The sequence below is a fragment of the Gordonia humi genome, assembly GCF_014197435.1.
GTDB lineage: Bacteria > Actinomycetota > Actinomycetes > Mycobacteriales > Mycobacteriaceae > Gordonia > Gordonia humi.
The window spans coordinates 462,301-484,093 of the sequence record NZ_JACIFP010000001.1; the positions used below are offsets into that span (position 1 = coordinate 462,301).

The window sequence follows — 21,793 nt, forward strand, 5'->3', positions numbered from 1 at the left end:
ATCAGCACAATGATTTACTTCTTGACTCTATGCCCGCACGCCCCGGAATCGCGGATGCCCGACGTCGATCGTCGACGCCGGGCTTCTGCATGAGACCGCGCTCAGATGCGCTCGATGATGGTGGCGTTGGCCATGCCGCCGCCCTCGCACATCGTCTGCAGACCGTAGCGACCACCAGTCTGTTCCAGGTAGTTCACCATCGTCGCCATGAGGCGCGTACCCGAGCCGCCGAGCGGATGTCCGAGTGCGATCGCTCCACCGCGCGGATTCAGCTTGGCTTCGTCGGCACCGAACTCACGCGCCCACGCCAGCGGGACCGGCGCAAACGCCTCGTTGACCTCATAGGCGTCGATCTCCCCGATCGACAGCCCCGACTTCGCGAGGGCCTGCTTCGTCGCCGGGATGACGCCATCGAGCATGACCAGCGGGTCCGAACCCGACACTGCGAACGTGTGGAATCGCGCACGCGGCTTGAGACCGAGTTCGGCGGCCTTCTCCTCGCTCATGATGAGTGCGGCCGACGCTCCGTCGGTGAGCGGCGACGAGTTGCCGGGCGTGATGGCCCAGGTGATCTCGGGAAACCGCTTCGCGAACTGCTCGTTGTAGAACGCCGACGTGAGCCCGGCGAGTCCGGCGGCAGTGGTGGTCGGCCGAACCGTCTCGTCGACGAGGTGAGTGGAACCGCCGGGCAGGGTGACCGACACCATCTCGTCGGCGAACGCCCCCTCGGCGAAAGCCACAGCCGCACGCTCATGAGAGCGCGCCGAGAACGCATCCAGCTCTTCACGGCTGATGTTCCGGCGCGCCGCGATGAGCTCGGCGCCGATGCCCTGGTGCGCGAGACCCGCCGGGTAGCGCTCGGCGAGCGGTCCCTGCGGGTCGGTTCCCGGCAGCGCCGCGGCACCCATCGGGACGCGACTCATCGACTCCACACCGCCCGCGATCACGATGTCCTGGGCGCCGGAGATGATCGCCTGGGCCGCGAAGTGGGCGGCCTGCTGGCTCGAACCGCACTGACGATCGATCGTGGTGCCGGGGACGGACTCGGGGAATCCCGCGTGAAGAACTGCGGTCCGCGCGATGTTGAGCGACTGGTCGCCGACCTGCCCGACACAGCCGGCGATCACGTCATCCACCAGCTGAGGATCGAGGCCGTTTCGCTCAACGAGTAGGCGGATGACCTGCGATAACATCACCGCCGGATGCATCTCGGACAGCGCACCGCCCGGCTTTCCTTTACCCGATCCGGTACGGATGATGTCGACGATGACAGCAGAAGTCACGAGTAGCTCCTCGGCTCGAACTTTAATAGTTATCTAATATAACCATTCGAGGGTCTGTGTCGCAACACCGATCCACACTTGAGGTCAGCAGCGAGCGGCCGCACCGATAGCCGATGCGCAGCGGACAAATGCTTCGAAAAGCACGTGATGGTGAGGATCGCGGCCAGCTCGCTGACCGCGATCCGATCTGCGGCGGACATCGTTCACAGATAGTCGACGGTGCCACCGCGCACGACACCGCCCTACTGCACCCACACGTACTGAGCCGGAGCATCGACGCAACCGAGCGTTTCGCCAACCCGTCGGCGATCCCGGCACCCCCTGTTGGTCGTACTTCCACGTCCATCCGCAATCCGCCTCTCGCACCGCGTAGGCCGCAGCCACATCCCGCAAGTCAGGCCGGATATCCGTCGAGAAGAGCAAGACGACACTCGCCCGAGAGCTCTTGCATCACCCCGCGCCACCATCCGTGATGCGCTTGCTGGCCACGCACGAGGACTACGGTTCGATCTCCGCCTCCACGGACATCGAACCAGATCTCGGCGTCGCCGACCTCCACCGAGCGTTCCAGTCCGTCGACACCTCCCGGCGGACCGATGTTGCGCAACTCACTCATATATACAGATAACTGATTGTTATAATTGTGCGGAATATTCTCCCGCCGAGTGTTTTCCACAGCTCGCTTCGAACCCGTCCGCGAGCGTTCGTATCGGCAAGAGCACTCGCCCCTCCGACCACAGGATTGACGAATGAAGATCAAAGCAGCAGTTCTTGAGGGCCCCGGCCACGAGTGGGCGGTCGAAGAGATCGACCTCCTTGAACCCGGGCCGGGCGAGGTGCGCGTCGCGAACAAGTTCGCCGGCATGTGTCACTCCGATGCACATCTGAAGCACATGGGCGGCATGGGAACCTACCCGATCGTCGGCGGCCACGAGGGATCCGGAATCGTCGAAGCGGTCGGCGACGGTGTCGATCGTGTTCAGGTCGGCGACCACGTCGTGTACTCGTTCATTCCGTCGTGCGGCACGTGCCGATACTGTGCCACCGGGCGCTCCTATCTGTGCGACTGGGGCGCAAACGCAGGCACCGGGCTGATGGCCGACGGCACCTACCGCTTTGAACGCAACGGTGAGGGAGTCGGCGGATTCTGCGCTCTGGGGACCTTCTCCGAACGGATGGTCGTCTCGCAGCGCTCGCTCGTCAAGATCGACACGAGCATTCCCCTCGACGTGGCCGCCCTGTTGTCGTGCGGGGTCCCCACCGGGTGGGGTGCGGCAGTCAACGCTGCGGAGGTTGCCCCTGGCGATGTCGTCGTCGTCTTCGGCGCAGGCGGAATCGGCGTCAACGCTGTGCAAGGCGCGGCGCACGCGGGCGCCAGCCACATCATCGTCGTCGATCCGGTGCCCTTTAAACGGGAGTTCGCGCTGAGCGTCGGCGCAACCAGGGCCACCGATGACGCTACGCAGGCCGCTCGGTGGGCGCAGGAACTGTCCGCGGGAACGGGAGCCGACTCCGTGATCGTCTGCTCTGGAGTCATGGACGCTGCGACCGTCGGCCGGGCCGCCGGATGCGCGGGCAAGGGCGCCACGCTCGCCGTGGTCGGCCTCAGCGACGTGCCGACCGACATCGCGGTCGCACTGCCCGTTGGACTCCTGGCGTACAACGTCCTCCGAATTCAAGGTGTTCTGTTCGGCCAGTGCAACCCGCAATCCGACATCCCGCTGTTCCTGCGGCTATGGGCGGAAGGCAGGCTCGAATTAGACCGCCTGATCAGCCACCGGTACACCCTGGACCAAGTCAATCAAGGGTATGTCGACCAAGAGGCCGGCACGATCATTCGCGGACTCATCGAGTTCCCGTGAAGACGGCTCCACCGTAGGACGGCCCCTCCGCCTACCCGACCAGCGGACGGACCTCAGTTCTTGTACGGCCGCATAGGTCCCGGCGTCCAGAGGCCGTTGTGCGGGACCTCGCTGAGGTCGAGCTTCGCGTTCTGCTGCGGGACGAGGGGGACGAACCGGCGCAGGGTGCCCCAGTCCTTGGCCCACGCGTTGCGCAGGTACGCCGGTTTCTGGATCGACTGCAGCATGTTCTCGGTGATGCCGAGCGGGCCGCCGTAGTCTCCCGCCATCCAGCGCTGCGAGTTGACGCGTTCGCCTTCGGCGTCGGGTGTGATCCGCCACTCGGGGACCTCGAGGATCCCGTCGACCGCGGCGGCCGGGCGCTGGCACGGGAACGCCAGGGCGACTTCCCAGTCCAACAGCACCGGGGCGTCGCTGCCGACGAGCGTGTTCAACACGGTCAGATCGGTGACGCGCGGCGGCGTGACCGCCACCCACTGCGCGGGCGCAGGCGAGACGTCGTCGGCGACGATCCGCACCACGCTGGCGCGCGGCGGCGCATCCTTCAACGGGAACCGCAGATTGCGCCATTCGGGCGCGCCGCCGACGTCGAGCGGCGTCATCGAAGCGACCGTCGTGACCTTGCCGTCCGGCTCCACCCGGCCGAACTCGAGACGCACCTTCTGGCCCGGGTTCACCACGTTCCACTCGTCGGTGTACTCGATCGTGCCGGCCACCGACATGGTGACCAGCGGAGCCGCGTCGCTGCGCTCGGGCAGTTGGTACCACCCGGAGGTCAGGTGGCCGCGGCCGTTCGGCGACCCGAAGGTGCCGAGCACCGGCACCTGGCGCTGATCCAGGCCGAACGGCAGTTTGACCGACGATCCGTTCACGCCGCGCGTGCTGACGGTGCCGCCGCTGGTGTCACCCGACGACGAGTCCTGCGAGTCGTCGGTCGCCTGGTCGTCGCCGGTCTGCTGGATGGCGCCGCTCGACTCCTCACCGGAGTCGCTCGAATCCGCCTCCAGGTTCGACGAGACGCCGTCGGGGGTGAAACCCTCCGACTCGCCCGCCAGCGCGGCCGCGACACTCATGTTCCGCTGCCCCGCGACCTCGGCGGGCCGCAGCAGTCCCTGGTTGGGGTCGGCCTCGACGAGCACGTCCTCGGCGAGGGCGCACGGCTTGCCGCGGAACGAGTCGATGTTCGAGCTGGTCCAGGTCCACGAGTCGCTGCGCGCCGCCTTGGCGAACGAGGCGAACGTGAACAGCAGCACGACGGCGCACACGATCGACAGCGAGTACGTCGGGATCCGTCCGAGGAGTCCACCGCTGTCGCGCACCGGTTCGGCACCGGTCTGCTCCCGCTGATCGTCGCGGTAGTACTGCCACGCGCCGTACAGCGCGATGAGGACGGCGACGACGAGGATCGGCCAGAACAGGCCGATGCCGTGGAAGTGGGGGGTGTCGTCCGACCACGGAATGCCGTAGCTGCCGACGTACCACCACTGGTTCCGTCCGGCGAACGAGACGGCGAGCGCGAAGACGGCGGCCGCGGCGAAGAACGTGCGGTTGCAGCGCCGGGTCAGGACGGCCGGGCGGACCATCGCCGTCGCGGCGGCCGCGAGCACACCGGTCAGACAGGCGATGGAGCCCAGCTGGTGGGTGGCCTTGGTCGGCACGAACGCGAGGACCACCACGGCGCCCGCGGTGACGGCGATGAGCCGCCACAGCGGGAAGCTCGGAATGCCCGACACCCGTCGCCTGCTGAGCAGGACCAGGACGATGAGCAGCACGGCGAGGATCGTCACGAACACGCCGATCCGGCGCGCGATGGAGCCGTCCGGTGTCGGGTTGAGCAGCACGTAGTAGCGCATGCCCTCGTTCCACCACTTGTTGGTGGGTCCGACGATGCCCTGGACCTTGACGCCCTCCATGATCGACGCGAGCGTCTGATCGGCGAATATCTCGTAGAGGATCGCCAGGCCGGAGGCCAACAGCGGCATCAGCATCGGCAGCCAGCCGTCGCGGCCGCTGCGCGAGCGGAGCCGGGCGAACAGCGGACGCAGTCCGGCGACCAGTGCGACGACGGCGATCGCCCCGACCGGGTGGATCGTCAACGTCAGGGCGGCGGCCACGATGGCCAGCGCCCACGGCACCAGGCGTCCGGTCGCGATGCCTCGTTCGACGAGGATCCAGGTGGCGAGGATGCCGACGGTGATCGCGGGCTCCACGCGCAGGCCGTTGTTGAACGGCAGCCAGACGGCTAGGAAGGCCAGCGCCGCGGCCCAGTACGCGGCGTGCGAGGTCCGCACCGCGCGTCCCAGACGGGGAAGCGCGAACCGGCTGATCAAGAACCATCCGGCCAGGCCGAACAGCAGCGGGAGCAGACGCAGCCACGGCACCGAGGTGCTGACCTGCATCCACAGTGAGAGGTACTGGTAGTGCCAGCCGAACGGGTCCTGCGGCACGCCGAAGTAACGATAGTAGTTGTCCAGATAGCCCGCGCCGGGCGCGATCCGACCGACCGTCACCTGGTAGCCGTCGTCGGCGGTGTTGCCGCCGATGAACAGCCAGACGATCAGGACCGCGGTGACCAGGACGTCGGGCACCGTCGGGCGCCACCAGCCGCGTGCCAGCATGCGCCGCAGCTTCTTACCGTCACGCGCGTCGAGGACGGCCAACGCGACGATCGACAGCACCGTCATCAGGACGCCGAAGATCAGCAGGGCGCCCTTGAGCGTGGTGGGGGTGGAGATGAACCGCGTGTCGACGGTCGAGTGGTAGCTCAGCCCCTCGGTGTCGGCGGTCTTCGGCAGGTCGGTGTAGACGCCGATGATCTGCGGACGCGACTTCGGATCGTCCGAGGAGAAGGTGGTCTGCGCACCGTCGGCGGTGAATCCCTCGACCGATCCCCGGGTTCCGGAGGTGTCCGCGTGGAAGAGGATGCGGCAGTCGGCCGACGCCTGCGCCGGAGCGCGCGGCACGTTGAGCACGACCGCGTTGCGCTGGGTCACCAGGATCCGGTCGGCGGTCGCGCGGACGAACAATCCGACGGTCCCCGCCTCCTCACCCGCCGCGGGAACCGTCGACAGGAGCACGCCCCCGTTCGCCGGCAGGTCCGCGGCGAGTCGACACGGCACCGACAGGTCCATGTCAACCGGCGCGTACGAGACGTTGGGCGCCGCGACCGACTCGACGACCGGTGTCGAGCTCTGGCCCGTGGCCTGCGGCCAGTTCAGTTCGGTCTGCGTGTACGAGACCGGCAGGATCGGCGCCACGATCGCCAGGAGCACGCCGAGCGCACCGGCGACGACGGCGACGATCTTGGCGATCTTCACGGTCCGGGCGCTGGGCCCAGCCGTCGGTTCGACGACGTCCTGCGGGATTTCCACGTTCTCCACTTCACTCATTCGGCGACACCGCCCTGATCGGTCCGGTCCGGTGCCAGCCCCATGCCTTCGAGGCGCCGGTGCTCACACGCGCGGCCGGTGCGTCCGGCATCAGGGGCGTCAGTTTGATCAACGCACCCCAGTCCTCATGCCAGTCGTTCTTCAGATAGCTGGACGCGGTCGACGGCTTGGTCACCGCGTCGACGGCGCCTTCGACGCCGCCGCCCGAGACGTGCTGCCACGACTTGGACTTGGAACCCGCCGTGATCTGATCGGGCGAGATCTGCCAGCCCGGGACGTCCCAGACACCGTCGCGCGCGGTCATCGGCTGCTGGCACGGGAACTGGGCGCCGACGGACAGGTCGAGCAACACCGGCTGATCGTGGCCGACGAGTGCGTCGAGCGTCTTCAGGCGCGGTGCGCGCGGCGGGGTGAACGCCAGCCACTCGTCCGGATTGACGTTCGAGTCGTCGGCCACGATCCGCATCGCGGTGGCCCCGGCGGGCACCTGGTCCATCGGTACGCGCAGGTTGCGCCACGGACGGTTGGCGCCCCAGTCCGGGTCGATCGGAACGGCCTGCCCGACCTTGGTGAAGCCGCTTCCGTCCTGGCGACCGAACTCGACGATCAGTGATCGTCCGGGACGCTCGGCGTCGTCCCCATCGATGGAGAAGATCGATCCGGCGGCCGAGATCACCAGCAGCGGTGACACGTTCCGGTCGGGCAGCTCGTACCACGAGGAGGTGAGCGTCGCGGTCCCGTCGTCGTACCCGTAGCTGCCGAGCACCGGCGTGGTGGCCGGATTCAGCCCGAACGGCAGTGCTGCGGTGGACCCGTTGACCGTCTCAGGTCCGCGCCCGCCGGTGGTCCCGGGCGTGCCGAGCGTCACCGAGAAGCTCTGCGACACCTTGCGTCCGGTGTGAATGGTGCCCGCGCCGATCCCGATGTTGTCCGGCACCAGGTCGTCGGCGACACCGTTCGGCGTGAACCCGTGCGAGTCGCCCGCCAGCGCCTTCGACGGGTCGTCGGTGCCGATCGGGGTCAGCATGCCGACATTGGAGTCGGGTTCGACGAAGACGTCGTCGGCCATTCCGCAGGTGTCTCCGGTGAGCGACCGCAGGTCGGCGCTGACGTGCGTGTACGTGTCCGAGCGGGCGACGGCCGCGCGCGCGAACAGCGCGAACTCGGCCAGCAGCAGCGCGACGACGATGATCAGCATCGGCGCCGACAGCATCGCGCGTCGCCACCCGGTCGGGTGGGCGGGTTCGCGCGGCGGACGCACATGGCACCAGACGGCCGCGAGGAAGCAGAGGCCGGTCAACACGAGGACGAGGGTGGGCAGCGGCTGTCCGGCCAGGCCCGGGATCTTGTCCGACCAGGAGATGCCCAGGTCGAAGCTCCAGCCCCACGCGTTGGCGCCGGCCGTCGCACCCGCGCAGGCGAGCATCAAGGCGGCGAGGTAGATCCAGAAGTCGCGGGTGGACCGTCCCGCCTGCTGCGCCATGATCACCACGACGACGGCGGCCAGCGCCGACCCGAGCCCGGTGTAGACGCCGAACTGGACGGTCCACTTGGTCGGGGTGAACGCGAGGAGCAGCACGGTCAGCAGTGTGGCACCCACCAGACGCCATACGGGGCCGCGGGCGATGCCCGGAATGTGCTTGCGCCGCAGCAGGACCGCGAGCGTCGCGAGCAGCGCCAAAATGAGCAGCAGCACCGGGAGCCTGCGGGCGAGGGCGCCGTCGTCGTGCGAGAGGGTCAGGAAGTAGAAGCGCAGCAGTTCCTGGTACCAGTCGGCGGTCGGTCCGATCACGTAGCGCACGCGGGTCGCTTCGAGCACGGTGGCGACGGTCTGCTGGCGGAACACGACGAACACCACCAGCGCGCAGGCGGCCAGGACCGGCGCGACCAACGACGCCAGCGCCACATCGCGACGGCGGGCGCGGACCGCGCGCAGCATGGGGCGGCTGCCCGCGATGAGCACGGCCACCGCGATGAGTCCGTGTGGAGCGACGGCCAGAGTGAGTCCGGCGAACAGCGCGGCGAGCGCGGCGGGCAGGAGCTGGCGGGTCGAGACCGTCCGCTCCACCATCCACCAGGTGAGCAGCGAGCCGAGCACGATGATCGTCTCACTGCGCAGACCGCTCGCGAACGGCATCCAGAACGCCACGAAGACGGCGGCCGCGGTGAGGGTCGCGAGCTGGGAGCGACGCAGCGCCACACCCAGTCGTGGCAGGAGCACACGGGAGAGGATGAACCAGGAGACGAGGCCGGCGACCAGCGCGGGCAATCGCATCCAGACGGCGGCGCTCGAGATCTCCGACCAGTGGTGCAGGAACGCGTAGTACCAGTCGAACGGCGCCTCGGGCACGTTGAACCAGCGGTAGTAGTCGCCGAAATAGCCTGCGTCGGAGGCGTTCCGACCCATCGTCAGGATGTAGCCGTCATCGGACGAGCCGGCCCCGAGGAAGTGCCAGACGACCAGCGCGAGGGTCACCAGGACATCTGCCAGACGAGGGATCAGCAGTCGCCAGCGACCGGCCGGGGCGAAACGGTGACGGTACCCGCCGAGGACGTCCAGTCGGTACGCCGCGAACAGGGCGACGACGGCGGCGATCACGCCGATCACCAGCACCAGCCACTTGACGACCGTCGGGGTGACGTCGAACCGGTTGTCGACGTCGACGTGCACGGCGAGGCCGGAGTTCTGCGCGTCCTCGACCTGCGCCGCGTCGAGGGAGGTGAACACGCCCGCGACCAGTGGCTTCTGTGCGTCGTCGGAGGTCACGGCCGGGCCGAGTCCGATGAACCGAGCGAACACCGTGGGCCCGTCGGTCCACACGTGCAGCTCTTTACATCGGGCGAGCTCGTCCCTGCTCGCGCTTGCGACCTCGGTGCCGCGGACGGTCACCGAGGCTCCGGTGCGCGACGCGGTGATCGACAACGCGTTGTCGCGGAACCCCTCGGCCGACGACGGCATCGTCGAGACGATCGTCGCCGGATCGGTCTGTCGGGTGAGCGTGTCGCAGCCGATCGTGATGTCGAGCCCGGCGGGAGTCTGCGTCGTCAGCGGGGCGACGACCGAGCCGTTGGCCGGTTCCAGTTGTTGTCCGGCGGGCCAATCGATCGTCGCATCATGCTGCGTGACCGGCAGAAACGGTGTGGCTATCGCGGCGACGATCGCGATCGCCCCGGCCACGGCCGCGATGATCGCGTACGTCCGAGCGCGCGCTGTGGTCGGAGTAGGCATCAGGGGAATCCTAGTTCGTGGCGATGAGGAAAGCCTGAAGGCCGTCGCCGCATTGCAACGTCACTGCAACCATCCGCGGCCTATCGTGTGCTTCACATCACTCAGTGACCGAAGATGTGACACGACGAAGGAGTCATCAGATGGCCGTCTACGCGAAGCCCGGCACCACCGGTTCCGTCATGAGTTACCAGTCCCGCTACGACAACTGGATCGGCGGCAAGTGGACCCCACCGGTCAAGGGCCAGTACTTCGAGAACCCGTCGCCGGTCGACGGCAAGACGTTCTGCGAGGTCGCGCGCTCGACCGCCGAGGACATCGATCTGGCGCTCGACGCCGCGCACGCCGCCGCACCCGCGTGGGGCAAGAAGTCGGTGGCCGAGCGCGCGCTGATCCTCCACAAGATCGCCGATCGCATGGAGGAGAACCTCGAGAGCATCGCCGTCGCCGAGACCTGGGAGAACGGCAAGGCCGTCCGTGAGACCCTCGCCGCCGACATCCCCCTGGCGATCGATCACTTCCGCTACTTCGCCGGAGCGATCCGCGCGCAGGAGGGCGGCATCTCGGAGATCGACGCCGACACGGTCGCCTACCACTTCCACGAGCCGCTCGGCGTCGTCGGCCAGATCATCCCGTGGAACTTCCCGATCCTGATGGCCACCTGGAAGATCGCTCCGGCGCTCGCCGCGGGCAACGCGATCGTCCTCAAGCCCGCCGAGCAGACCCCGGCGTCGATCCTCTATCTGATGAGTCTCATCAGCGACCTGCTGCCCGACGGCGTGCTGAACATCGTCAACGGCTTCGGTGTGGAGGCCGGCAAACCGCTGGCGTCGAGCCCGCGCATCCGCAAGATCGCGTTCACCGGCGAGACCACGACGGGCCGTCTGATCATGCAGTACGCCACCGAGAATCTGATCCCGGTGACCCTGGAACTCGGCGGCAAGAGCCCGAACATCTTCTTCGACGACGTGATGAGCGCCGACGACGGCTTCCTCGACCGCGCACTCGAAGGCTTCTCGATGTTCGCCCTTAACCAGGGCGAGGTCTGCACCTGCCCGAGCCGCGCCCTCGTCCAGAACGGCATCTACGACGACTTCATGGAGAAGGCCGTCGCCCGGGTCGCGTCGATCAAGCAGGGCAACCCGCTCGACACCGACACGATGATGGGTGCGCAGGCCTCGAGCGACCAGTGGGAGAAGATCCGCTCGTACCTGTCGATCGGCCGCGAGGAGGGCGCCACGGTCCTCACCGGCGGCGAGCCCGCCGACCTCGGCGGCGACCTGTCCGACGGCTTCTACATCCAGCCGACCGTGTTCGCGGGCAGCAACAACATGCGCATCTTCCAGGAGGAGATCTTCGGACCGGTGCTGTCGGTCGCGTCGTTCACCGATTACGACGAGGCGATCTCGATCGCGAACGACACCCTGTACGGTCTCGGTGCCGGCGTGTGGAGCCGCAACGGCGCCACCGCCTACCGCGCGGGCCGCGACATCCAGGCCGGTCGGGTGTGGACCAACACCTACCACGACTACCCGGCGCACGCCGCCTTCGGCGGATACAAGCAGTCGGGCATCGGCCGCGAGAACCATCTGATGATGCTCGAGCACTACCAGCAGACCAAGAACCTCCTGGTCGGTTACGCGCAGAGCGCCAAGGGCTTCTTCTAGTCCCGCCGGTCGAGCGGAATCGAGACCTACTCCACCCCGGTCGACCCACGACAGACCCTCGCCCGGGCCGGCGAACCCGGCCCGGGCGAGCTCCGATCCGCATACGCTCGATACGTACCCACCGATGAAAGGACGACGGCCATGTCCACCGCCCCCGACCGTGTCACGGCGACCCCGGCCGCCGTCGAACTCCTCACGAAACTGACCGAACTGCACGGCGGTCTGATGATCCACCAGTCAGGCGGATGCTGTGACGGGTCGGCCCCGATGTGCTATCCGGTCGGTGAGTTCCGCGTCGGTCAGCGCGATGTGCTGGTCGGCATCGTCGATCTGCCCGCCCCGCTTCCGGAGGTCCGCATCTGGATCAACGGCGACCAGTTCGAACTCTGGAAGCACACGCAGCTGATCCTCGACGTCGTGAAGGGGCGCGGCGCGGGATTCTCCCTCGAGGCCCCGGAGGGCGTACGGTTCCTCTCCCGCAGCCGCGCCTTCGACGACGACGAGATGGCACTGCTGGCGGCGAACCCGCCGAAGGTCGGCGCCGACTTCGAGTAGGTCTGCCCCAGGAGGTGTCAGACCTCCGCACGATCCTCTCCCGGTTCGGCGCCGCTCTCCGCCGACCATCGACTCGTCCGACGCCGAGCGGCCCTTCCGCGGGGTCGTCCTCGCGGCGAAATCCAGCGACACGGCCACCGCACACTGGCTCATATCCCGCATGCCGCGATGCATGGATCGGGGTGGCCCAGAACGACGGCGACCAGGCGCCCTCCTCCGCCAGACGGAGCGCGTGTTCGCGACGCTGTCCGCGCGGCACCGGTGATGAATCCGACCTTGTCCTGCACTCGTTCTGCAATGCACATCACAGCGCTCGGGATTGATGGCCATGCCAGATGATTTCGAGAAGGAAGCACATAGACTCCGACGGACCTCACGTGACGGGGTAGATCGTGCACGTCGATCCGACGCCCGCCGAAGAGATATCGCGGCTGTCGTTTGGCACGACCTCGCACGATAACGGTCTGTGATCGCCGAACGGCCGCGTCGTGAACGGCCGGATCGACCCGCGAGCGCATAGGGTCGGGCGCATGGACATGGTGCGGCACCTGCGGGTCTTCGTCGCCGTCGCCGAGGAGGGACACTTCGGCGACGCGGCGCGACGACTCGACCTGTCGCAGCCCGCCGTCTCCCAGATCCTGCGACGGACCGAGCGAGAACTGGGGGTCGACCTGATCAAGCGGACGCAGCGCGGCGCCGAACTCACCGGGGCGGGACGGGCGCTGCTGGCCCGCGCGCGTCTGTTCGTCGACGATGCGGACCGGCTGATCTCGGACGCACGACGGTCCGCGGGATCGAGCGAGGCGTTGCGGTGGGGCGCGGCCGACGTGTGCGGTCGGATCGTTGCTGCCGAATGCGCCGCCCGCCTCGCCGAGCACGTCGACGAACAGATGCCCGTCGTCGGCTCGACCGTCGAGCTCATCGAACAGGTCGGCTCCGGACAACTCGACCTCGCCGTCGTCGAACACCCCGCGTTGACGGCCGGACTGGAGTCGACGGCGACGATCCGGCTTCCACGACGGGTGATCGTGCCGACGACGCATCCGACGGCGTCGGCCGAGCGGCCGCGTCTGTCGCGCCTGGCCGATCTGTCGTTGGCGTATACGCCGAGATCGGCCGGTCCCCCGGCGTTCGACCAGCTCATCGACGAACTCCGTGCGGCGGGTGTCGATCCGTCGACGACCGTCACCGCGTCGGTTACCGAGTGCGCGGCCCTCGTCGCGGCTGGCGATGCGTTCACCGTGACAGCGGATCCGGGCGCCTTCCGCGAGGTGCCGGGAGTCTCCGTGCTGTCGACCGACCTGCCCCGCATGCGCGTGCGAATCGTCTATCGAACCGTCGCGCATCGCGACCTGGCCGAACAACTCGCATCCGACCTGTGGCGCCTCGCGAAGGCGACGCCGTGACCCGTGCACCTCTAGACCGGGCCGTGACCGACGTCTTCGCCGACGCCGGTTGCGCCGGATGGATCCACGCGAGGTCGCTGGCGCCCGGCGGCGAAGCGTACTCGTGGCGCGGCGACCAGCCGGTGGTTCTGGGTTCGGTGTACAAGACCGCTCTGCTGGTCTCGTTGTGTCGCCTCGCCGACGACGGTCTGGCCGACCTGGGAGCGATCGTCACCACCGATCCGCCGTCCGTCACGGCGGGCCCGACCGGGATCTCGATCCTGCCCGACCCGGTCACCACGACGCTGCGGAATCTGGCGATCTCGATGATGACCGTCTCCGACAACGGCGCCGCCGACCTTCTCCTCGGCGAGGTCGGGGTCGCCCGGCTGACCGCCGATCTCGAAGCGCTCGGTGTACCCGGCATCCGCATCGCGGACGGCGTGCGCGAACACTATCGACGGCTGCGAGCCGAGACCGGCACCACGACGACAGAGGAGGCGTTCGCCGTGCTGGCCGACCCGGACACCGACGTCGAGGTGTCGGCCTACGACGTCGCCTACTCGGCGGCGGGTTCGCCGGAGGACTGCACCCGTCTGCTCGCGCGCATCTGGAACGACACGGCCGCGTCGCCGTCCTCGTGCGCGTTCATCCGCGACACGATGCGCAGACAGGTGGTGCGCTCGCGGCTGGCCGCGGGCTTCCCCGCGCCGATGACGGTCGCCGGGAAGACCGGGTCGATCGGTGTGATCCGCAACGAGATCGGGGTCGTCGAAGCGCCCGGCGAGTACCCGGTCGCGATCGCAGTCTTCACCATGAGCGCCCGCGTCGGCGCCGACATGCCCGTGATCGACCGGGCGATCGGTGACGTCGCGCGGACCGTCGTCACAGAACTGAGGAGACCATGCTGATCCGACTCCGCGGCCCGGCCGCCGCTCTCGTCCTCGCCCTGGTCGCCGGGATCGCCGTCGCCTGCGGGTCCGATTCGCCCGCGGAGCGGTTGGCCGCGGCGCTCACCGCCCACGAGCCGACCACCGCGGCCCCGCTGACCACCGATCCGGTTGCCGCGAGCAAGACGCTGGTCGACACGTTCGACGGCATGGGAGATGCGACCGTCGACGTCGAGGTGAATGACGACGACACCGAGTTCACCTGGACCTGGCACCTGCCGAGGGAGCGCGACGTCTCCTATCGGACGCCCGTCGAGTTGGACGGCGACAAGGTGACGTGGTCGCCGACCCTGATCCACCGCTCGATGTCGGCGGGCGATCGGCTGCTGTACAGCGACGTGAAAGACTACGAGACTCCCGTCACCGACCGACAGAACCGGCCTCTGCTCACCTGGCGGGAGGTCACGGTCGTATCGCTCGACGCTGCGGAGTCGGCGTCGGCGACCGAGCTCGCACGCAAGCTGAGGCCGGTGACCGACGGGGTCACCGCGGCATCGATCCGCGCCGAGCTTCGTGGCAAGCGGGGGCCGCAGACCGTCGTGGCGCTGCGCGCCGCCGACGCCGAGCGGATCGGCTCGCTCGACGGGATCGACGGTGTGACCACACGTGTCGAGGGCAGACTGATCACCGCGTACAAGAACCTCCGTTCACCGACGACGAACGGGCTCGAAGAGCGGTGGCGACAGGTGGTCGACGCCGCGGCTGGTGCGGACGTGAGCATCGTGAACGGCGACGGCGAACCCGTCGCCGAGGTTCAGAAGTTTCCCGGGACCTCGCCCGACCCGGTGCGGACCACGCTCGACGTCGCACTCCAGCAGGCCGCGACCGACGCGGTCGCGGGCGAGAAGCGGCCGACGATGCTCGTGGCGATCCGTCCGTCGACGGGCGGTATTCTCGCCGTCGCACAGAACGACGCCGCGGACGAGGAAGGTCCGATCGCGTTGACCGGCTTGTACGCGCCCGGGTCGACGTTCAAGACGATCACCACCGCCGCCGCTCTGCGGGCCGGGGTGACCACGCCGGACGCGCGTCTCGCCTGTCCGGGGGAGCAGGAGTTCGGCGACCGCGTGATCCCGAACGAGGACGAGTTCGATCTCGGAACCGTGCCGCTGCACACCGCGTTCGCGCAGTCGTGCAACACCACGATGGCCGGCCTGTCGACCGAACTCGGCGACGACGCGCTCACCGACACCGCCCGAGCATTCGGCTTGGGCGTCGACTACACCGTCCCCGGACTCACCACGATCACCGGTGAGGTCCCCGCGGCGTCATCGCCCGCGCAGAAGGTGGAGAGCGGCATCGGACAGGGTGCCGTGACCGCGTCGCCGTTCGGAATGGCCGTCGTCGAGGCCTCGCTGGCGGCCCGAAAGACCGTGGTACCCAGCCTGATCGACGGCCAGAAGACCACCTACGACACCGAACCCGCGACCATCTCGGCTCCGATCGCCGCAGCGATCCGATCCGCGATGCGCGAAGCCGTCTCGTCGGGCACCGCCACGAGCCTGCGCGACATCCCCGGACTGGGCGGGAAGACCGGGACCGCGGAGTTCGGCGACAACAAGCACTCGCACGGCTGGTTCGCCGGCATCGACGGCGACCTCGCCTTCGCGACACTCGTCGTGGGCGGTGACAGCTCCACGCCCGCACTGAAGGTCAGCGGTGACTTCCTACGGGCGGCGCAGGGCGACATGCCACGCTGAGCAGGTCCTCCCCCCTGCGGCGGACGCGGACACCGCGCCGGTGCTGCCCGGCTCTGGAGTCGAGACCCCCACAAACCGAGTCAGGCGGCGTCGAGAAGCGTCGCCAGGAGCGCTTCGACGGCCGAACCGGAGCCGCGGGGTGGACCGTGGGGCAGGAATTCGGGTTCCTGCCCGACATGGTGGAGTGGATTCACCTGCCATGGGCGGGTCGATCCGGACGGTCGCCACCCGACGCGCCCGGCGTGCGGGCCGTCGGTCAGGAGCCGGGTCTCCCATTTCCCGGGTCCCTTCCCCTCGGCCCGATTGTGTTTGCCGCACGCCGCACCCAGGTTGACGATGTCGGTCGTCCCGCCGTCCTCCCACCTCGTGACGTGGTGGGCTTCGGTCCGGGAGAACGGGACATCGCATTCGGGACCGCTGCACCCGCGATCGCGGGCGAACAACGCCAGCCGCTGCGCCTTCGACGCCAACCGTTTACCCCGCCCGAGGTAGAGGATTTCACTGGTATGCGCTTTGAACACGGCCAGATGTGGGGTGGCGTGGGCGGCGACCTCGACCAGATCCTTCACCGGAACCCGCGCCCCGGTCGCCGTATACGCGACACCGGCTTCAGCCGCCAGCTCCTGATCGGTGACGGTCACAACAAGCTCGGCCGGAATCCTATCCGGACGGCCGAGCGCACCGTGTCCCAACACGAAGTCGAGCATCGCGGCCAATGCGTCGTGGTTGCGTTGGGCGGTGCTGCGGGTATCGCGTTCGACGGCGGCGGCGAGAACCTGCGGGTCCAGACCGTCCCGGTCGACGGCCCCGAACACCGGTGATTCATCGTCGGGGTTGTTCATCCCGGGTGCGGCCCATGCGGTGAGTATGACGTCGAGTTTGGCCCGGACCGCCGGGGTGAGTGATCCGCGGAGCGTGGACATCAATCGGGCATCTTGCGGGGCCACGGTGAATCCACGCGTGCGCTTGCGGTCACCGTCGTCGGTGAGTTCCCCGTCGGGGTCGAGGTGACCGAGGAGTCGCTCGCCGACTGCGCGGACTCCGTCCGGGGTGAGGTCCCGCGCCGCGGCCGCGAGGTGTTCTTCGGCCGCGGTGACGGTGTCGGCGTCGATCGCGGCGGGAATCTTGTCGATCACGTCGGCGATAGTGCGGACGTGTGCCCGGTTGATGCCGCCCTCACGAAGTGCGTGGGCGGTAGCCTCGAAACGGGCAGGGAGTCGTTGGCCGCCGATGCCGAGGAACTCGCCGGTGGCGAACATGAGTTTCATCCGGGTGTTGGCTTCGGGTGCACCCACCCGGAGACCGGTGGTCATGTACTTCTGTATGTTCTGGAAACCGCGGGTGTGGAAGGCGTACTGGTCGTTGATCTCGATCATCAGCGAGGTGGTGGCGGCTTCGTGGCGGTTGCGGATGCGTTCGTCGGTTTCCGCGGCGGCCAGGAGGTCCTCTCCGGTGAGGGCGGCGAACTTGGTGTCGTTGAGTTTGGCGAACGCGGCCTCGGCGAGCGCGAGGAGAGCTGCGGGTGAATCCGGGAGTGTCGGGCCGTCGTGGGTGGGTTCGGTCATCGGAGGGCGTGTCAGATGGTGTGTGTAAGCGGTGATGTTCAGTCCTGAAAGGAACTCACCTCGTGACCATCGAAGAGAATGTAGTTGTGGATCAACCTGTTTCGCGTGAAGAACGCCGACGACGCCAGGCAGCGACCGTCGATCAACTCGTCGCTTCCGGGGCGTTGGACGGCGTGTTCGCCCAGATCGACGCCGGCCAGCCGATCGCCGGCGAAGACGGCCTCCTCAACGCCTTGTTGAAGGCCACCCTCGAGCGAGGGCTCAACGTCGAGCTGACCGAGCACCTCGGCTACGAGACTGGTGACGCCGACGCCTCGTCGTTTCCGAACTCGCGCAACGGCTACAGCGCGAAGACGCTGGCGACCGAGGTCGGCGATGTGGAGATCAGCGTCCCGCGTGATCGGGACGGCACCTTCACGCCGATGCTCGTGCGTAAGGGGCAGCGCCGCCTCGACGGGCTCGACGGGATGATCGTGTCCCTGTATGCGGGTGGGATGACGATCCGAGACATTCAGCATCACCTGATCTCGACGATCGGCACCGACTTGTCGCACGAGACGATTTCGAAGATCACCGACGAGGTCTCCGACGAAGTGACCCGGTGGCAGACCCGCGACCTCGACGCCCTGTACCCGGTCATCTACCTGGACGCGATCGTGGTCAAGATCCGTGACGGCGGGCACGTGATCAACAAGGCCGCGCACATTGCCGTCGGCGTCGACATGGACGGGGTCAAACACGTCCTGGGCATCTGGATCCAGGAGCATGAGGGTGCCAAGTTCTGGGCTGGGGTCTGCGCCGAGCTCCGCAACCGCGGAGTCGCGGACGTGCTCATCGTGTGCTGTGACGGGCTGACCGGGTTCGCTGAGGCCGTTGAGGCCACGTGGCCGCAAGCGACGGTCCAAACATGTGTGGTGCACCTGATCCGGGCGTCGATGCGGTTCGTCTCCTACACCGACCGCAAAGCCGTCGTGCGCCTGTTGAAGCCGATCTATCAGGCCTCGACCGAGCAGGCCGCCGCCGACGCATTAGACGCGTTCGAAGACTCCGACATGGGGCGGAAGTATCCATCGGCAGTGAAGTCGTTCCGGGCAGCGTGGGACCGGTTCATCCCGTTCCTGACGTTCCCTCCCGAGTTACGGAAGGTCATCTACACGACCAACGCGATCGAGTCGTTGAACTTCCAGCTGCGCAAGGTCACGAAGAACCGCGGGCAGTTCCCCAACGACGCCGCGGCAGTGAAGCTGTTGTGGCTGGCCATCTGCAACATCGAGGACAAACGCGCCCGCGAACGCGCCAAGGAGCGCGGGAAGAACGCCGCTGATCGACGAGCCTCCGGACGCCTCGTCGAGGGTGCGGTCACCACGAACTGGAAACGCGCTCTCGAACAGTTATCGATGGTCTATCCCGAACGAATCGACCGTCACCTCTAACTCGAACACTAGACCGACTTACACAGAAAACTTGACAGGCTCTCATCGGATTCACCCCCTTGTAAGTGCTGGTCATAGCCGTTTTCGACCTTTGACCACACACTAACAAGCACCTACGACATTCTCGGATCGCTCAGCCCACCAGCAGCACACCGCCCAGCCCGAGCAGTCCCACCAGGACGGTCGCACAAGCCGCGAGGACGAATGGACGCGCGCCCACCGACCGGAACATCGTGATCCGGACGCCGGTGCCGAGTCCGAACATCGCCGCGGTCAGTGCGATCACCTGGATCTGTTTACCCACCGCGAGCACCGGATCGGGGACGACGCCGGTCGAGCGCAGCGCGACGAAGGCCAGGAAGCCGATCACGAACAGCGGTACCAGCGGCGGACGCTTTCCCGTGCCCTGTGCGTGGGTGCGCTGCCGGATGCTCAGTACGGCGAGAACCGGAGCGAGCAGGATCACGCGAGCCAGCTTCACCACCACGGCGACGGCGAGCGCGCCGCCTCCGATCATTCCTCCCGCCGCCACGACCTGGGCGACCTCGTGGATCGATCCGCCCGCCCACATTCCCGCATCGTGGTCGGACAGCCCCATCAGGTGTGCGGCGAACGGGAGCGCGGGGATCAGCACGGTACCGAATACGACGACGCAGGCGACGGCCGCCGCCACGTCCTCGTCATCCGCGTCGATGACACCGTCGACCGCGGCGACCGCGGCCGCCCCGCAGATGGAGCTCCCGCAGGCGATCAGCAGACGCTGAGCGAACGGGATACCGAGGAGCTTCCCGATGTACAGGGTTCCGAGAATGCCGCCGACCACGATGACGACGACCATCGCGATCACACCGAATCCGAGACCCAGGATGTCACCGACGACCAGTTGCAGACCGAGCAGAGCGACGCCGATGCGAAGCACGCTCTTCGAGACGATCGTCAGCCCCGGCCGCACGACATCGGGCAATGCGGTCGCATTGGCGCAGACCGCGCCCAGGACGATCGCGATCAGAAGAGAGCTCACCGCGGGCACGAAGGCGTTGATCCCGACAGCGATCGCAGTGCCGACCGCGGCCAGCGCGAGTCCTGGAACCACGTCGGCCACCTGCGGTTTGAGCATCGTCATGCTTCAAGCTTCGGCGAAGAGACCACCTGCCGGAACCCCGCCGTTCGATATGCCGTCATATCTCCTTGATATGGACGATCCATATCTGAATCGCATCACCGCAGGTTAGAGTCGACCCATGGATCTACGATCGCTCGACCTCGGAGCACTCGAACTGCTCGTCGGCGTCGACGATCACGGCAGCCTCAGCGCGGCCGCCCGCGCATGCGGCGTCGCCCAACCGAACGCGAGCCGGTCCGTCTCGCGTCTCGAACGTCAACTCGGCGTGCCACTGCTCAAACGCGCGACCGTCGGTTCGACGCTCACCGCCCAGGGCACCGTCCTCGTCCACTGGGCACGCAAGATCATCGACGACACCGCGCAGATGCTCGACGTCGCATCCGGGCTCCACACCGACCACACCGCCGAGATGACGGTGGGCGCGTCGATGACCGTCGCCGAACACCTCCTCCCCCGCTGGCTCGGCGTGTTCCGCGCGCGGTTCCCCGAGGTGACCGTGCATCTGCGTGTTCTGAACTCGTCGACGGTCTTCGTCTCCCTGGCCAACGACGCCTGCGATGTCGGCTTCGTCGAGTCGCCGACCGTGCCGTCCACGCTCTGCGACACCGTCGTCGCACGGGACCGACTGGTGCTCGTGGTCCCGCCGGACCATCCCTGGACCAGACGTCGCCGGAAGGTCACCGCCGAGGAACTCGCCGCTACACCGCTCCTCGTCCGGGAGCCCGGATCGGGGACCCGCATCACGCTCGACGAGGCCCTGGCAGGCTATGCGCGCGCCGACCCGATCCTCGAACTCGGCAGCAGCGCGGCGATCCGAACATCCGTCGCCGCGGGGGTGGGCCCCGCGGTGCTCAGTACACTCGCGATCGCGGACGAAGCGCGGTCCGGCGCGGTGCGACCGGTGGAAGTGGACGGCCTGGACCTGACCCGCCGACTCCGCGCGGTGTGGCGACCGCCCCGTGAACTGCGCGGTCCCGCAGCCGAACTCGTCCGCATCGCAAGGAAGTCGACACCGTGACCGATGTACAGCCCGGCTACGACGCCATGGCCGCCGAGTACGCGCGGGTGCTGCCCGACCCGTTCCAGACCCCGCTCGAACGGGGTGCCGTCGACGCGTTCGCCGCGCACGTACGAGCCGCGGACCTCGGTCCGACGATCGTCGACGTCGGCTGCGGCACCGGGCACATCGCCGCGCACCTCACGACCGCGGGATTCTCCGTGACCGCCGTCGACCCGAGTGCAGGCATGCTCGACCAGGCACGACTCGCCTATCGGGATCTGTCGTTCACCCGAGACGACGCGTCGTTGGGCAGCGTCGACCTGGGTGCCGCGGCCGGGGTGATCGCCCGCTACAGCTTGATTCACGTCGCTCCGGAACAGGTTCGAGAGACCTTGCGTGACTGGGCCGCTCGGCTGCGCTCCGGATCGGTGGTCCTGCTCGCGGGACAGTCGACCGATGAATCGGGTACCGCCCCGTTCGACCACGCCGTCGCACCGGCGTGGCGCTGGCATCCCGACGAGGTCGTGCGGGCGCTGTCCGATGCCGGCTTCGCGGAACTCTGGCGCACGGTGAGCCGCCCGTCCGACGGGTACGGCCGTTTTCCCGAGTTCCACGTGTGCGCGCGACGCTGATCGACGACTGATTCCACTCGGCG

The 21,793-nt window shown here is 67.9% G+C and carries 15 protein-coding genes; 9 read left to right on the forward strand and 6 right to left on the reverse strand.

The window, feature by feature from the left end; genetic code table 11:
* Positions 1–101: 101 nt before the first annotated feature.
* Complete coding sequence (locus BKA16_RS02130) at positions 102–1,283, reverse strand: acetyl-CoA C-acyltransferase (protein WP_183369009.1); 1,182 nt, start codon at positions 1,281–1,283, stop codon at positions 102–104.
* 394 nt (positions 1,284–1,677) lie between these two features.
* Complete coding sequence (locus BKA16_RS02135) at positions 1,678–1,899, reverse strand: alpha/beta fold hydrolase family protein (protein WP_183369011.1); 222 nt, start codon at positions 1,897–1,899, stop codon at positions 1,678–1,680.
* A gap of 133 nt (positions 1,900–2,032) precedes the next feature.
* On the opposite strand from BKA16_RS02135, the gene BKA16_RS02140 reads away from it, so the two are divergent.
* Entirely contained in the window at positions 2,033–3,145 is a 1,113-nt protein-coding gene (locus tag BKA16_RS02140; RefSeq protein ID WP_183369013.1) for an NDMA-dependent alcohol dehydrogenase, read from the forward strand.
* A gap of 53 nt (positions 3,146–3,198) precedes the next feature.
* On the opposite strand, the gene BKA16_RS02145 is transcribed toward BKA16_RS02140, so the two are convergent.
* Positions 3,199–6,534, reverse strand: a complete 3,336-nt coding sequence (locus BKA16_RS02145) for an arabinosyltransferase domain-containing protein (RefSeq protein ID WP_183369015.1) — start codon at positions 6,532–6,534, stop codon at positions 3,199–3,201.
* Complete coding sequence (locus BKA16_RS02150) at positions 6,527–9,763, reverse strand: arabinosyltransferase domain-containing protein (RefSeq protein WP_183369017.1); 3,237 nt, start codon at positions 9,761–9,763, stop codon at positions 6,527–6,529. The genes BKA16_RS02145 and BKA16_RS02150 overlap by 8 nt, the downstream gene beginning before the upstream one ends.
* A 140-nt stretch (positions 9,764–9,903) precedes the next feature.
* On the opposite strand from BKA16_RS02150, the gene exaC reads away from it, so the two are divergent.
* The 5 genes from exaC (at position 9,904) to BKA16_RS02175 (ending at position 16,017) form a co-directional block, all read left to right on the forward strand.
* Positions 9,904–11,427: an acetaldehyde dehydrogenase ExaC gene (gene exaC / locus BKA16_RS02155; protein WP_183369019.1), complete on the forward strand. Its 1,524-nt coding sequence runs from the start codon at positions 9,904–9,906 to the stop codon at positions 11,425–11,427.
* 141 nt (positions 11,428–11,568) lie between these two features.
* The gene (locus BKA16_RS02160) at positions 11,569–11,982 is read left to right on the forward strand and encodes a DUF779 domain-containing protein (protein ID WP_183369021.1); all 414 of its coding nucleotides are present in this window, start codon (positions 11,569–11,571) and stop codon (positions 11,980–11,982) included.
* A 530-nt stretch (positions 11,983–12,512) separates the two neighbouring features.
* Positions 12,513–13,388, forward strand: coding sequence for a LysR family transcriptional regulator (locus tag BKA16_RS02165; protein WP_183369023.1), 876 nt, complete (start codon positions 12,513–12,515; stop codon positions 13,386–13,388).
* Positions 13,385–14,278 (forward strand): serine hydrolase, encoded by an 894-nt coding sequence (locus BKA16_RS02170; protein WP_343067245.1) that lies wholly within the window; start codon positions 13,385–13,387, stop codon positions 14,276–14,278. Before BKA16_RS02165 ends, BKA16_RS02170 begins: the two co-directional genes overlap by 4 nt.
* Positions 14,272–16,017: a penicillin-binding transpeptidase domain-containing protein gene (locus BKA16_RS02175; RefSeq protein WP_183369027.1), complete on the forward strand. Its 1,746-nt coding sequence runs from the start codon at positions 14,272–14,274 to the stop codon at positions 16,015–16,017. Before BKA16_RS02170 ends, BKA16_RS02175 begins: the two co-directional genes overlap by 7 nt.
* 80 nt (positions 16,018–16,097) lie before the next feature.
* Here the strand turns inward: BKA16_RS02175 and BKA16_RS02180 are convergent, their stop codons facing one another.
* On the reverse strand, positions 16,098–17,582 hold the full coding sequence (locus BKA16_RS02180; protein ID WP_183369029.1) for an HNH endonuclease signature motif containing protein: 1,485 nt from the start codon (positions 17,580–17,582) through the stop codon (positions 16,098–16,100).
* An 86-nt stretch (positions 17,583–17,668) separates the two neighbouring features.
* Between BKA16_RS02180 and BKA16_RS02185 the strand changes: the two genes are divergently transcribed.
* Entirely contained in the window at positions 17,669–19,015 is a 1,347-nt protein-coding gene (locus tag BKA16_RS02185; protein WP_183372843.1) for an IS256 family transposase, read from the forward strand.
* Between the two features lie 133 nt (positions 19,016–19,148).
* Here BKA16_RS02185 and BKA16_RS02190 read toward each other — a convergent pair whose 3' ends face one another.
* The gene (locus tag BKA16_RS02190) at positions 19,149–20,138 is read right to left on the reverse strand and encodes a YeiH family protein (protein WP_183369031.1); all 990 of its coding nucleotides are present in this window, start codon (positions 20,136–20,138) and stop codon (positions 19,149–19,151) included.
* 118 nt (positions 20,139–20,256) lie between these two features.
* Between BKA16_RS02190 and BKA16_RS02195 the strand changes: the two genes are divergently transcribed.
* Both BKA16_RS02195 and BKA16_RS02200 read left to right on the forward strand, forming a co-directional pair.
* Complete coding sequence (locus BKA16_RS02195) at positions 20,257–21,156, forward strand: LysR family transcriptional regulator (RefSeq protein WP_183369032.1); 900 nt, start codon at positions 20,257–20,259, stop codon at positions 21,154–21,156.
* The gene (locus tag BKA16_RS02200) at positions 21,153–21,770 is read left to right on the forward strand and encodes a class I SAM-dependent methyltransferase (protein ID WP_343067246.1); all 618 of its coding nucleotides are present in this window, start codon (positions 21,153–21,155) and stop codon (positions 21,768–21,770) included. Before BKA16_RS02195 ends, BKA16_RS02200 begins: the two co-directional genes overlap by 4 nt.
* Positions 21,771–21,793 lie beyond the last annotated feature (23 nt).

Coding starts and splice junctions, on each gene's coding strand:
- BKA16_RS02135 (WP_183369011.1), bottom strand. CDS start 1,899: ATGAGTGAGTTGCGCAACATCGGTCCGCCGGGAGGTGTCGACGGACTG.
- BKA16_RS02140 (WP_183369013.1), top strand. CDS start 2,033: ATGAAGATCAAAGCAGCAGTTCTTGAGGGCCCCGGCCACGAGTGGGCG.
- BKA16_RS02145 (WP_183369015.1), bottom strand. CDS start 6,534: ATGAGTGAAGTGGAGAACGTGGAAATCCCGCAGGACGTCGTCGAACCG.
- BKA16_RS02150 (WP_183369017.1), bottom strand. CDS start 9,763: ATGCCTACTCCGACCACAGCGCGCGCTCGGACGTACGCGATCATCGCG.
- exaC (WP_183369019.1), top strand. CDS start 9,904: ATGGCCGTCTACGCGAAGCCCGGCACCACCGGTTCCGTCATGAGTTAC.
- BKA16_RS02160 (WP_183369021.1), top strand. CDS start 11,569: ATGTCCACCGCCCCCGACCGTGTCACGGCGACCCCGGCCGCCGTCGAA.
- BKA16_RS02165 (WP_183369023.1), top strand. CDS start 12,513: ATGGACATGGTGCGGCACCTGCGGGTCTTCGTCGCCGTCGCCGAGGAG.
- BKA16_RS02175 (WP_183369027.1), top strand. CDS start 14,272: ATGCTGATCCGACTCCGCGGCCCGGCCGCCGCTCTCGTCCTCGCCCTG.
- BKA16_RS02180 (WP_183369029.1), bottom strand. CDS start 17,582: ATGACCGAACCCACCCACGACGGCCCGACACTCCCGGATTCACCCGCA.
- BKA16_RS02190 (WP_183369031.1), bottom strand. CDS start 20,138: ATGACGATGCTCAAACCGCAGGTGGCCGACGTGGTTCCAGGACTCGCG.
- BKA16_RS02195 (WP_183369032.1), top strand. CDS start 20,257: ATGGATCTACGATCGCTCGACCTCGGAGCACTCGAACTGCTCGTCGGC.